Here is a 12,493-nt window from a genome sequence, read left to right as displayed (position 1 = left end):
CGAATGGGAGGCCGGGTGGCACAGGTCGCAGGCAGCACGCCGACGATGACCCCGGGGCCGCCGACCCTCGACGCCCCCTGGCCGGTCGCGCTCCTCGCCGACCGAATCCGCGGCTGGATCGACCGCCTCGGCACCGCGTGGGTGGAGGGCGAGATCACCCAGTGGGGAATCTCGGGCGGCAACGTCTACGGCAAGCTCAAAGACCTGCGCGAAGACGCGACGATCTCATTTACGATCTGGTCGTCCGTGCGCGCCCGCATCCCCGCCGATCTCAAGCAGGGCGACCGGGTCATCGCGGCGGTCAAGCCCAACTACTGGGTCAAGGGCGGCAGCCTGACCATGCAGGTCTCCGACATGCGCCACGTGGGCCTCGGCGACCTCCTCGAGCGCCTGGAACGGCTGCGTGCGCAGCTCACGGCCGAGGGGCTGTTCGCTGCCGAGCGCAAGAAGCGCCTCCCGTTCCTGCCGCACACCATCGGACTGGTGACCGGCAAAGACTCCGACGCCGAGAAAGACGTTCTCCGCAACGCGCAGTTGCGCTGGCCGCAGGTGCGGTTCCGCGTCGTGCACGCGGCCGTCCAGGGCGACCGGACGCCGGCCGAAGTGGTGGCCGCCATCCGCGCCCTCGACGCCGATCCCGACGTGGAGGTCATCATCGTCGCGCGCGGAGGCGGCGACTTCCAGAACCTCCTCGGCTTCAGCGACGAACGGGTGGTCCGCGCCGCGGCGGAGGCGACGACGCCGATCGTGAGCGCCATCGGCCACGAGGCCGACCGCCCACTGCTCGACGACGTCGCCGACCTGCGGGCCTCCACTCCCACCGATGCCGCGAAGCGCGTCGTGCCCGACGTCGCGGAGGAACTCGCCCGCGTCCAGCAGGCGCGCTCGCGGATCGGGATGCGGCTCACGCACCTCCTGAACCACGAGATCGACCGCATCGGCCATCTGCGCACGCGCCCGGCGCTCGCGTCGTCGGGCTGGATCATCGACTCCCGCGCGCAGGAACTCACCCGCCAGGTCGCCCGCGGCGCCGAGCTCGTGGAACGCCTGGCCGATCGCGAGAGCACCCGGATCGCCGACCTGCGTGGCCGGCTGCGGGCGCTCTCGCCGCAGGGCACTCTCGACCGCGGCTACGCGATCGTGCAGAACGCGGCGGGCCATGTGGTCGCCTCTCCGGCCGAGGCTCCGGAGGGTGCGACAGTGCGCGTGACCGTCGCGGGAGGCGCGTTCGCCGCGACCGCCGGCCAACGACTGGAGTCGCCCGCGACCGAGGGAGGCGCTGCCCGCGCCGAGCGCGCATCGACCGATCCAGCGGCCGCCCAGCGAGACAAATAGAATGGTGAGCATGCCCACCCCTGAGATCAGCGCGCTCACGTATGAGGAGGCGCGCGACGAGCTCATCCGCGTCGTCGGGGAGCTGGAGCAGGGGTCCATCACCCTGGAGGAGTCGATCGCCCTCTGGGAGCGCGGCGAGGCGTTGGCCCGCCACTGCGAGGAGTGGTTGATCGGAGCGAAGGCGCGACTTGACGCCGCGCGCGCCGGCGCTGTCGCCTCGAACGTCTCCGGCGCCGCGGGGGTGCCGGGCGAATGAGCCCTCGCACCAAACCACCGGCGGTCGTCGCCGAGCTCGGGCGTCCCGAGACGGCCGAGGAGACCGCCGCGCGCAAGGCGCAGAACACGGCGAACCACCGCAACCGGCAGACGGTCAACAACCTCGTCTACTCGCTCATCGCGACCGTGGCTCTGGTCGCCGTCATCGTCCTGGTCGTGCCCAGGGGCAACCCGACGGCCTCCACGCCGCCGGTCGACTACGCCGCCGTCGCCCAGCAGGCGCAGGGCAGCGAGCCTGACCGGCTGGTCGTTCCGCAGCTCCCCTCCGGCTGGAAGTCGAACAGCGCGGAGCTGCGCACCAAGACCTCCGACGGGGTCGACGCCTGGTACATCGGCCTCCTGACGCCCAAGGGCCAGTACATCGGCATCGTCCAGGGCTTCGACGCGAACGACAGCTGGGTCGCCGACCAGGTGAACCGCACGCGCATCGCGGGCACCCGCGAGATCGACGGCGTGAAATGGGACGTCTACGACAACCGCTCGGCGGGCTCCGGCGCGGGCAACGTCGCGTACGCGCTGGCGACGACCGCCGGCAAAAGCACCGTCGTCGTCTTCGGCACTGCGAGCGGCGACGAGTTCGCGACGGCCGCATCGGCGCTGACCGACCAGCTGCACACCCTCGGATCCCCGACCCCAGGAGGTAAGTAGATGCCCACGACCCGCCCAGGCCGCGTCTGGAACGAGCTGCTGGCCGGCAACGAGCGCTTCGTATCCGGCACCCCGCAGCACCCGCGTCAAGACGTCGAACGCCGGGAGACGCTCGCCCAGGGGCAGAACCCGGTTGCCGCGATCTTCGGCTGCGCCGACTCGCGCCTGGCGGCAGAGATCATCTTCGACCTCGGCCTGGGCGATGCATTCGTGGTGCGCAACGCCGGCCAGGTGGCCTCCGACTCGGCGATCGCCTCCCTCGAGTACGCCGTCGCCGTGCTGAACGTGCCGCTCATCGTCGTGCTCGGCCACGACGCGTGCGGCGCCGTCGCGTCCGCCATCGCGTCCCAAGCCGCCGACGCCGAGCCGCTGCCTCCGCGCATCGCCCAGCTCATCTCGCCGATCCTGCCCGCGGTGCACCGCGTCGCCGGCGTCCCGGCCGACCAGTCCGTCGTCCCGTCGGAGGTCGACGCGTCCGACGTCGGCAAGGAGCACCTGCGCGACACCGTGGGCGAGCTGCTCGCCCGGTCCGAGATCCTCAGCGACGCCGTCGCCGCCAATCTTCTCGCCATCGTCGGGGCGAACTACCGGCTCCAGGAGGGCCGGGTCGTTCCCGACGCCGTCGTCGGTATGACCGAACCGGTCGCCGACTCATCGCACGTGCGCTGACGCGCCCGCGCTCAGAAAGGATAAACACACCGTGGTGGACACCCAGGCGGGTACCGATTACCGCATCGAGCACGACACGATGGGCGAAGTGCGGGTTCCCGCAGCAGCCCTGTACGGCGCTCAGACGCAGCGCGCCGTCGAGAACTTCCCGATCTCGGGCTCGGTTCTCGAGCCGGCTCAGATCGCCGCTCTCGCCCGCATCAAGAAGTCGGCCGCGCTCGCCAACGCACGTCTCGGCGTCCTCGACGCGGACGTCGCCGAGGCTATCGCCGCCGCCGCAGACGAGGTCGTCAGCGGCGCCCACAACGGGGACTTCCCGATCGACGTGTACCAGACCGGCTCCGGCACGTCGTCGAACATGAACATGAACGAGGTCCTGGCGACGCTGGCCTCCCGCCGCCTCGGCCGTCCGGTGCACCCGAACGACCAGGTGAACGCGTCCCAGTCGTCGAACGACGTCTTCCCGACCTCGGTGCACATCGCGGTCACCGGCGCGCTGATCGACGACCTCATCCCCGCGCTCGACCACCTCGCGGTGGCGCTCGAGGAGAAGGCGCAGCTGTGGGCCACGGCCGTCAAGTCGGGCCGCACTCACCTCATGGATGCCACGCCGGTCACGCTCGGCCAGGAGTTCGGCGGGTACGCGGCGCAGATCCGGTACGGCATCGAGCGCGTGCAGGCCGCACTGACGCGCGTGGCGGAGGTTCCGCTCGGCGGCACCGCCGTCGGCACCGGCATCAACACCCCGCTCGGCTTCCCGCAGCTCGTGATCGAGCTGCTGACCGCCGAGACCGAGCTGCCCATCACCGAGGCGCGCAACCACTTCGAGGCGCAGGCCAACCGCGACGCCCTGGTGGAGGCCTCCGGTGCTCTGCGCACGATCGCCGTCAGCCTGACCAAGATCTGCAACGACCTCCGCTGGATGGGGTCGGGCCCGAACACCGGTCTCGGCGAGCTGCACATCCCCGACCTGCAGCCGGGATCGTCGATCATGCCGGGCAAGGTCAACCCCGTCATCCCGGAGGCCGTGCTGATGGTCGCCGCCCGTGTCGTCGGCAACGACGCCACCATCGCTTGGAGCGGCGCCTCCGGTCTCTTCGAGCTCAACGTGGCGATCCCGGTCATGGGCACCGCCCTGCTGGAGTCGATCCGTCTGCTCACGCAGGCGAGCCGCGTGCTCGCCGACAAGACCGTCACCGGCCTGGAGGCCAACCTCGACCGCGCTCGCGCGTTCGCCGAGTCGAGCCCGTCGATCGTGACGCCGCTCAACCGGGTGATCGGCTACGAGGCGGCCGCCAAGGTGGCCAAGCACGCGGTCGCGCAGGGCATGACCGTGCGGGAGGCCGTGATCGACCTCGGCTTCGTCGAGCGCGGCGAGGTCACCGAAGAGCAGCTGGACACGGCTCTCGACGTGCTCAGCATGACCCACCCGGGCTGAGCGGCACCGAGCAGACGACTACCGAGCACACGACTCCCCTTCGAGGCGCCCCTTCCCGTGCGGAAGGGGCGCCTCGCTGCAGCTGCAGTTCACCACCCGAGCGCAACCGCCCAGAACGTAACCAGCAGGACCGGCCCGAACGGCAGCTCGGGCGACGTGCCACCCAGGATGCCGGCGCGCGACCGCAGCACCAGCCCCGCCGCGATCCCCCCGAGCACGAGCGACGCCAGCACCCACGCGACAACCGCGCCGACGGCGGCCACGTCGACGACCGCGCCGACGGCGGCCACGTCGACGGCGCCCTCCCCCGTCGGCGGCCCACGCCCGGCCACCAGAGCACCCAGCGCCGCTGCGAGCAGCGCCGCGAGCTTCACGTCTCCCATGCCGAGGCCGCCGCCGGAGGCGAGCACCAGGAACGCCAGCAGCACTCCCAGCCCGCACAGGGCGGCCGTGACCACCACCGCGATACCGCTCGAGGCGCTCAGCGCACTCCACAGCGCTCCCAGAGCCGCGAACGCCAGCCCCGGCAGCACGAGTGCGTCCGGCAGTCGCCGTTGCCGCAGGTCGTACTGCACGAGCGCTGCCGTCACGGCGGCGACATAGAGCGCTCCCACCGCGGCCGGTCCGGCGTCGCGTGCCCCCAGCAGTGCGACGCCCAGACCGGCCGCGAGGGCGATCCGGATCATTTGTTCCCCCATGCCCTCACGCTAGGCGTGAGGTCCTGGCGGGATCACGATTCCACAGGAAATACGAGAATCCTGGAACTCACCACAGGGAGGCGGGTTCTTTCACCCCGGCCTTCATCAGAAGACCGGGGTCGCGCTCAGGCGAGCTCGTTGCCCTCCAGCATCTCGGTCACGAGCGCCGCGATGGCCGAACGCTCCGACCTGGTCAGGGTGATGTGCGCGAACAGGGGGTGACCCTTCAGCGTCTCGATCACCGACGCGACACCGTCGTGCCGACCGACGCGCAGGTTGTCCCGCTGCGCCACATCGTGCGTCAGGACGACGCGCGAGTTCTGACCGACCCGGCTCAGCACCGTGAGCAGCACATTGCGCTCCAGCGACTGCGCCTCGTCGACGATCACGAACGCGTCGTGCAGCGAACGGCCGCGGATGTGCGTCAGCGGCAGCACCTCCAGAATGCCCCTGTCGAGGACCTCGTCCAGCACGTTCTGCGAGACGAGCGCGCCCAAGGTGTCGAAGACCGCCTGGCCCCAGGGGTTCATCTTCTCCCCCTGGTCGCCCGGCAGGTACCCGAGCTCCTGTCCACCCACCGCGTACAGCGGCCGGAAGACCATGATCTTCTTGTGTTGCTGCCGCTCGAGCACGGCCTCCAGACCGGCGCAGAGCGCCAGCGCCGATTTGCCGGTGCCGGCCCGGCCGCCGAGCGACAGGATGCCCACCTCGGGGTCGAGCAGGAGGTCGATCGCCAGCCGCTGCTCCGCGCTGCGGCCGTGGAGTCCGAAGACATCGCGGTCGCCGCGGACGAGCTTCACTTCGCCGGCCGCCACGACCCGTCCGAGGGCGGACCCGCGGTCGGAGTGCACGATGAGGCCGGTGTTCACCGGGAGGCCGTCGACGAGCGGGGTGCGCATCCACTCCTCTTCGTAGAGGGAGCTCATCTGGTCGCTCCCGAGAGAGATCTCGGCGAGTCCGGTCCATCCGCTGTCGACGACCTGCTCGTGCCGGTACTCCTCGGCCGCCAGACCGATCGACGACGCCTTCACGCGCATCGGGAGGTCTTTGGAGACGACCGTCACGGCCAACCCGTCGTTCGCGAGGTTCATCGCGACCGCGAGGATGCGGGAGTCGTTGTCGCCGAGCTGCATGCCGCTCGGCAGCACCGACATGTTCGAGTGGTTGAGCTCCACGCGCAGCGAGCCGCCGTCACCGACCGGGATCGGGAAGTCGAGCCGTTCGTGCTGGACGCGCAGGTCGTCCAGATTGCGCAGCGCCTGCCGCGCGAAGTACCCGATCTCCGGATCGTTCCGCTTGCCCTCCAGCTCGCTCACGACGACGACAGGGATGACGACAGCGTGCTCGGCGAACCGGAAGATCGCCTTGGGGTCGGACAGCAGCACCGATGTGTCGAGCACGTATGTGCGCTCGCTCTGACGGATGCCGCTCGATGCCGACTCGAACTGCCGGGTTCCTGATTCAGCCACGACCACTCCCACCCCGCCGCTCCGCTTCCGCAGGAGCCGGCGGATTCTTTGGCGAGCCGGCCAGTGGGTTCCGAAACGAACTTATGTGGCCGTCTCGATCGGGCGCCGTGCCCGATGAGTCGAAAGTACGCCGCACGGCCGACACCGGAGGCGCCCACGACCGCGTGTCGTGTTTCGTTCAGATGAACTTCACCCCCAGTTGTGGGAGGCGCGGGATCAGGTCGCCGAGGCGTACGAGGTCAGCGCCGCGCGCAGCATGTCGAGCGTCTCCTCCGTCGTTCCCGCGTGCACGCTGATCCGCGCGCTGGTGCTGCGCACTTTGGCCGAGACGCCGTGGTTGAAGAGGGAGGCCGCGAGCACTGTGAGCTCGTCCGGCCGCGGCTCCAGCACGACGATCCCCGCGCGCTCGGCGGCGTTGCGCGACGAGGCGACCGGCACGGCGAACTCGTCGGCGAGGTCGATCACCTGCTCGGCGAGGTCGGAGATCGCGGCGGCGATCGCGGAGACGCCGACCGCTGCCGTCTCCTCCAGTGCGGCGGCGAAGCGCGCCTCGGCCACCGGGTCGGCATTGGAAACCGTGAAGGCGGACGCGTCGCGGGCCGGGTCGACGACCTCGTCCCACAGTTCGCCGGCGCCGGTGCCCACCCAGCCGCTGAAGACGGGGGTCAGATGCTCGATCGCCCGCTCACTGAGTGCGATGAAACCGGTTCCCCACCCCGCCCGCGTCCACTTCTGGCCGCCGGAGACGACCACGTCGGCGACCTCGTACGGTGCGTCGACCACACCGAAGCCCTGGATCGCGTCGACCACGAGGAGGCGGTCGCCGATCACCTGGCGGATCCCGTCGATGTCGGCGAGGTAGCCCGTGCGCGAGTCCACAAGGCTCACCATGACCGCGGTGGTGGCGTCGGTGATCTGCTCGCGGATCTGCGCCGGCGTGACCCGCCCGTGGTCGGTCTCGAGCCAGACCGGCGTCACGACGTGCATGGCCTGCGCCGCGCGGACCGCCGCGTACGTCACGCTCGGGAACTCGGCGGCCGACAGCAGCACCTCCCCGCCCGTCAGGCCGAAGGCGGCGTGCATCAGTCCGGTGGAGGCGTTGGGCTGGAACGCGATCTGCCCGGCGGGGAAGCCGGTCAGGGCGGACACGGCCTCGCGGACGCGCCCGTTCTCGGCGTGCATCCGCTCGATCGTGCCGAAGCGGGCCTTCGAGAGCACCTCGTACTGTCCCAGCAGCTCGGCGCGCACCGCCGTCGACAGCGGTCCTACCCGCCCGTAGTCCAGATATCCCGGCTCCTCGCCGAATCCGGCGGCGAACTCCTCGATCGTCGTCATCCTGACCTCCGCGACCATCCTGCCGGGTCCGCGACGGTCGTGACGAATCGATGACGACCTGGTCAGCCGTTCACGCCCAGGATCACCCGGGCGCGGGCCGCCGCCTCCGACGGCTCGCCCACCTTTTTAGGAGCCGTAGCGACGCTGACGGCGCGAGTAGTCGCGCATCGCCCGCAGGAAATCGACCTGACGCAGGTCGGGACCCAGGGCCTCCACGAAATAGAACTCGCTATGCGCGCTCTGCCACAGCATGAAGTCGCTCAGCCGTTGCTCCCCGGAGGTGCGGATGACCAGATCGGGATCGGGCTGGCCGCCGGTGTAGAGGTGCGCGCCGATGAGATCCGGGGTGAGAAGGTCGGCCAGCGTCTCCAGGCTGCCGCCCTCGGCGTGATGGGCCGCCACGATGCTGCGCATCGCGTCGGTGATCTCTTTGCGGCCTCCGTAGCCGACCGCCAGGTTGACGTGCATGCCCGTCCTGCCGGCGGCGCGCTTCTCGGCGTCGGCGAGCGCCTGCACCAGCCGTTCGGGGAGGCCGGCCGTCGAGCCGACGTGCTTGATGCGCCAGTCGCGGTAACGGGACAGGTCGTCCGCCAGCTCGGCGATGATCTCGATCAGGTCGGTGATCTCGGAGCTGTCGCGATTGGTCAAGTTGTCCGACGACAGCAGGTAGAGCGTGACGACCTCGATCCCGAGGTCGTCGCACCACTCCAGGAACTCGCGCATCTTGGCCGCGCCTGCCCGGTGGCCGTGAGCGACCGTGGTGAGCCCCGCCTGGCGGGCCCAGCGCCGGTTGCCGTCGATGATCATCGCGACGTGGCGCGGCAGCGACTCCCGACCGAGTCCGGCGAGATACCGTCGCAGCCGCTTCTGGTACAGCCCGTAGAGCAGCCCGTTGGCCGTCTCGGAACTCCGTCTGCTCACGCAGCTACGTTAGCGCGGCGCGCCAGGCACGTCTCTCAGCATCCGACCACCGGGCTCCCCTACTCTTGCTCCATGACGCCGCGAAACGCCCCCGAGCCCGAGGATGTCGCCGAGCTCCTCGCCGAGCCCGTCGCAGACCTTCCGCCCGCCGACGCCGCCGTCAAAGAGGACGACGCGCGCGGTCCGCTGCTGCCGAACATCCCGCTTCTCGACGCGTCTCCCGCGAACCCCACCGACATCAAGCCGACCTGGCGTGGCTGGATCCACGCGGGCACTTTCCCGGTCACCATCGCAGCCGGGATCGTGCTCATCTCCCTGGCGGAGGGCACCGCGGCCAAGTGGGCGTCGGCGGTCTTCATGCTCACGTCGATGCTGCTGTTCGGCAACTCGGCCCTCTATCACCGCTTCAACTGGAAGCCGCGCACGAAGGTCGTGCTCAAACGCATCGACCACGCCAACATCTTCCTGCTCATCGCCGGCACCTATACGCCGCTCGCCGTGCTTGCCCTTCCCCCGCAGAAGGGCATCCTGCTGCTCAGCATCGTGTGGGGAGGCGCATTGCTCGGCATCGGCTTCCGGGTGTTCTGGATCAACGCTCCGCGCTGGCTCTACGTGCCGATCTATCTGCTGCTCGGCTGGGCGGCGATGATGTACATCGTCGACCTGGTGAACGCCAACGTCGCGATGATGGTGCTGGTGTGCGTCGGCGGCGTCTTCTACACGATCGGCGCCGTGATCTACGGCATCAAGCGCCCGAACCCCTTCCCCGGGGTGTTCGGGTTCCATGAGATCTTCCACACCCTCACCGTCCTGGCGTTCCTCTGCCACTGGACGGCGACACTGCTGATCGCGATGCATCCCGCCTACAACGGCTGAGCCCGGCGGGCGTCAGGAGGAGGCGGTCGGCCCCTGCTCGTCGTCATCGGAGCGGCCGGACTGCTCCGCGTCCAGCTTCTCGGCGATCTCGGCCCGGTAACGCACGCGGCGGATGCGTCGCGTCATGTCGATCACGAGCAGCACGGCGGCCACGGCGATCAGGAAGGTGACCGTGAAGCCCACGACGCCGGGCGTCACCTGGTCTTCGTTCGGGCCGGACGTCGGCGTCGGGGTCGGCGTCGCGGCCAGCCAGACGCCGGCCTTCAGCAGCAGCTCAGGCATGGGGAGTGTTCGCTTTCAGGTCGGGAGGCGCGCACGGGGCGAAGCGTGATTCTCAGCTTCGTCTCCTAGTCTTGTCTCAGCCTACCGTCGCCCCGACGGCGGGCCTGGACACGCACCGAGAGGCGGACCGCGAAGCGATGGCACGCGAGACCCGAACGCCATCAGAGCAGACGCCGTCACCCACTGCAGAGTCGCCCGCCCCCGAGTCGCCCACCCTCCAGTCCCGCTACGGCCGCACTCCCGGCCGACGCCGCCGCGACCGCTGGCTGCTGGCCGGCGGCGCGCTCGCCGTGGTCGCCGTCGTGACCGCCTGGGTGTTCTGGGCCGGCTGGGACAACAACCAGGCCGACCTCGAGGCCACGGACACCGCGTACACCATTCCCGACGCGCACCATGTCGAGATCACGTTCACCATCAACACCCAGCCGGGAACCGCTGTCACCTGCGCGCTGCAGGCACTCAACGACGACTACGCGATCGTGGGCTGGCGCATCGTGAGCTACCCGGCCTCCGACGCCCGCGTGTCGACGCACACGGAGACGATCCGGACCATCGCGCAGAGCAACACGGGTTTGATTAACACCTGCTGGCTGACCTAACATTCTCTGGATACGCCCCGGCCGAGGCCGGGGCGTCTACTTTACCCACCGGCATTGCACCATGACCGGCTCCGGCCGGGAATCAGCCGAAGCGGTCATACCGCAGGCGCGAAGGAGTTCATCATGTCCCAGGAGTCTCAGGTCACCTTTCTGACCCAGGACGCGTACGACCGTCTCTCGGCCGAACTCGAGGAGCTCAGCGTCAACGGCCGTAACGAGATCGCGAAGCGCATCGAGGCGGCCCGCGAGGAGGGCGACCTCAAAGAGAACGGCGGCTATCACGCCGCGAAGGACGAGCAGGGCAAGATCGAGGCCCGCATCGTGCAGCTCACGAACCTGCTGCGCAGCGCGACCGTCGGCGCCGCTCCCGAGAGCCACGGCGTCGTGGAGCCCGGAACCGTCATCACCGCGACCATCGCCGGCGACGAGAGCGTCTTCCTGATCGGCAACCGCGAGATCGCGGCCGGCACCGACCTCCCCGTCTACAGCGAGCAGAGCCCGCTCGGCTCCGCGATCCTCGGGCTGAAGGTCGGCGACAAGACCGAGTACACCGCCCCCAACGGCCGCCAGATCGCCGTCCAGGTCACCAAGGTCGAGACCTACACGGGCCAGTAACCCGCAGCGGCCGCTCAAAACCGCAGCGGCCGCTCAAAAGCGGGCGAGAAGTCGACCGAGAACTAGTCGTCCTCGAGGACGGGGTCGTAGCCGGCCTGACGCAGCACGTGGATGACCTGCTGGCTATGCTCGGTCCCGCGGGTCTCCACCGAGACGTCGAGCTCGACCTGGCTGAGCTGCAGGCCGTTGCCGTGCCGTGTGTGGAGGACCTCCACGACATTGGCGTTGACGCCGGCGAGGATCTCGGCGATGCGCGCGAGCTGTCCCGGACGGTCGGGCAGCATGATCGTGAGCCGCAGGTAGCGGTCGGAGGCCGCGAGTCCGTGGGCGATGACGCGTTGCATGAGGAGCGGGTCGATGTTGCCGCCCGAGAGGATGGCGACGACCGAGCCCGGTGCGTCCGCCGGCACGAGACCGGCGAGGATCGCCGCCACGCCCGCGGCGCCGGCCGGCTCGACCACGAGCTTGGCCCGCTCCAGCAGCACCAGGAGGGCGCGCGCGATGTCGTCCTCGGTGACCGTGACGACCGCATCGACCGCGTCGCGCACGATCTCGAAGTTGAGGATGCCGGGCTTGCTCACCGCGATGCCGTCGGCGATCGTCGCGACGAGCCCGATCTCGGTGGGCTGCCCGGCCTCCAGTGAGGCGGGGTAGGCGGCGGCGTTGGCCGCCTGCACGCCGATCACCCGGATCGTGCGGCCCTCGAGAGCCCCGCGCTGCTTGACGGCGCTCGCGACACCCGAGATCAGACCGCCGCCGCCGATGGGGACGACGATGGTCGAGACGTCCGGCACCTCGTCGAGGATCTCGAGCCCGAGTGTGCCCTGGCCGGCGATCACGTCCGGGTGGTCGAACGGCGGGATGAGCACCGCACCGGTCTCCGCCGCGAAGTCGGCGGCCGCGCGCAGCGTCTCGTCGACGATGCTGCCGCTGAGCACCACGTCGGCGCCGTAGGCGCGGGTGGCCTGGAACTTGGGGATCGCGACGCCGACCGGCATGAAGATCGTGGCGTGGATGCCGAGCTCGCGCGCGGCGAAGGCGACGCCCTGCGCGTGATTGCCGGCGGACGCCGCGACGACGCCGCGCTCGCGCTCTTCGGCGGTCAGCTTCGAGAGCCGGTGATAAGCCCCGCGGATCTTGTAGGAGCCGGTGCGCTGGAGGTTCTCGCACTTGAGGATGACGGGAGCGCCGATCACATCGGTGAGATACCGGGAGGTCTCGATCGGAGTCGGCTGCGCGACCAGGCTCACGATCGCCCGGGCCGCCTCGATCTCGTCGAGGCTGGGGCCGGCGAACGGTGTGCGCGTCGGTTCGGTCGCGGTGTCCACTCGC

General features: G+C 70.0%; 14 protein-coding genes. 8 read left to right on the top strand and 6 right to left on the bottom strand.

Annotation, left to right across the window (positions count from 1 at the left end):
- Positions 1-45 precede the first annotated feature (45 nt).
- From xseA to ASF88_RS05240, 5 genes are read left to right on the top strand one after another with little or no spacing between them, the layout of a single operon-like run.
- Positions 46-1,335: an exodeoxyribonuclease VII large subunit gene (gene xseA / locus ASF88_RS05260; protein ID WP_200935250.1), complete on the top strand. Its 1,290-nt coding sequence runs from the start codon at positions 46-48 to the stop codon at positions 1,333-1,335.
- 10 nt (positions 1,336-1,345) lie between these two features.
- Complete coding sequence (locus tag ASF88_RS05255) at positions 1,346-1,591, top strand: exodeoxyribonuclease VII small subunit (protein WP_235493290.1); 246 nt, start codon at positions 1,346-1,348, stop codon at positions 1,589-1,591.
- Complete coding sequence (locus ASF88_RS05250) at positions 1,588-2,259, top strand: DUF4245 domain-containing protein (protein ID WP_055915142.1); 672 nt, start codon at positions 1,588-1,590, stop codon at positions 2,257-2,259. Before ASF88_RS05255 ends, ASF88_RS05250 begins: the two co-directional genes overlap by 4 nt.
- Entirely contained in the window at positions 2,260-2,928 is a 669-nt protein-coding gene (locus tag ASF88_RS05245; RefSeq protein WP_055915139.1) for a carbonic anhydrase, read from the top strand.
- 31 nt (positions 2,929-2,959) lie between these two features.
- A complete protein-coding gene (locus ASF88_RS05240) occupies positions 2,960-4,366 on the top strand; it encodes a class II fumarate hydratase (protein WP_082518759.1) in 1,407 nt (468 codons plus the stop codon).
- 89 nt (positions 4,367-4,455) lie between these two features.
- Here the strand turns inward: ASF88_RS05240 and ASF88_RS05235 are convergent, their stop codons facing one another.
- From ASF88_RS05235 to ASF88_RS05220, 4 genes are all read right to left on the bottom strand, one after another.
- Positions 4,456-5,064, bottom strand: coding sequence for a prepilin peptidase (locus ASF88_RS05235; RefSeq protein WP_082518758.1), 609 nt, complete (start codon positions 5,062-5,064; stop codon positions 4,456-4,458).
- Between the two features lie 125 nt (positions 5,065-5,189).
- Positions 5,190-6,539 carry a PhoH family protein gene (locus ASF88_RS05230; protein ID WP_442915017.1) on the bottom strand — a complete coding sequence of 450 codons (1,350 nt, stop codon included), beginning with the start codon at positions 6,537-6,539 and terminating at the stop codon, positions 5,190-5,192.
- A 210-nt stretch (positions 6,540-6,749) separates the two neighbouring features.
- A complete protein-coding gene (locus tag ASF88_RS05225; protein ID WP_055916699.1) occupies positions 6,750-7,868 on the bottom strand; it encodes an aminotransferase class V-fold PLP-dependent enzyme in 1,119 nt (372 codons plus the stop codon).
- Positions 7,869-7,994: 126 nt separating this feature from the next.
- Positions 7,995-8,789 (bottom strand): isoprenyl transferase, encoded by a 795-nt coding sequence (locus ASF88_RS05220; RefSeq protein ID WP_055915133.1) that lies wholly within the window; start codon positions 8,787-8,789, stop codon positions 7,995-7,997.
- A gap of 72 nt (positions 8,790-8,861) precedes the next feature.
- On the opposite strand from ASF88_RS05220, the gene trhA reads away from it, so the two are divergent.
- Complete coding sequence (gene trhA, locus ASF88_RS05215; RefSeq protein WP_082518757.1) at positions 8,862-9,665, top strand: PAQR family membrane homeostasis protein TrhA; 804 nt, start codon at positions 8,862-8,864, stop codon at positions 9,663-9,665.
- 12 nt (positions 9,666-9,677) lie between these two features.
- On the opposite strand, the gene ASF88_RS05210 is transcribed toward trhA, so the two are convergent.
- A complete protein-coding gene (locus ASF88_RS05210; RefSeq protein ID WP_055915129.1) occupies positions 9,678-9,947 on the bottom strand; it encodes a hypothetical protein in 270 nt (89 codons plus the stop codon).
- Positions 9,948-10,084: 137 nt separating this feature from the next.
- Between ASF88_RS05210 and ASF88_RS05205 the strand changes: the two genes are divergently transcribed.
- Entirely contained in the window at positions 10,085-10,546 is a 462-nt protein-coding gene (locus ASF88_RS05205) for a DUF4307 domain-containing protein (protein WP_082518756.1), read from the top strand.
- Between the two features lie 123 nt (positions 10,547-10,669).
- Entirely contained in the window at positions 10,670-11,161 is a 492-nt protein-coding gene (gene greA / locus ASF88_RS05200; RefSeq protein WP_055915126.1) for a transcription elongation factor GreA, read from the top strand.
- 62 nt (positions 11,162-11,223) lie between these two features.
- Here the strand turns inward: greA and ilvA are convergent, their stop codons facing one another.
- Complete coding sequence (gene ilvA, locus ASF88_RS05195) at positions 11,224-12,489, bottom strand: threonine ammonia-lyase (protein WP_055915123.1); 1,266 nt, start codon at positions 12,487-12,489, stop codon at positions 11,224-11,226.
- Positions 12,490-12,493: the final 4 nt, after the last annotated feature.

It is taken from the genome of Leifsonia sp. Leaf336, from assembly GCF_001423695.1.
Lineage (GTDB): Bacteria > Actinomycetota > Actinomycetes > Actinomycetales > Microbacteriaceae > Leifsonia.
Note: the sequence above shows the minus strand (reverse complement) of the source record. Positions and strands in the feature narration are given on the sequence as shown.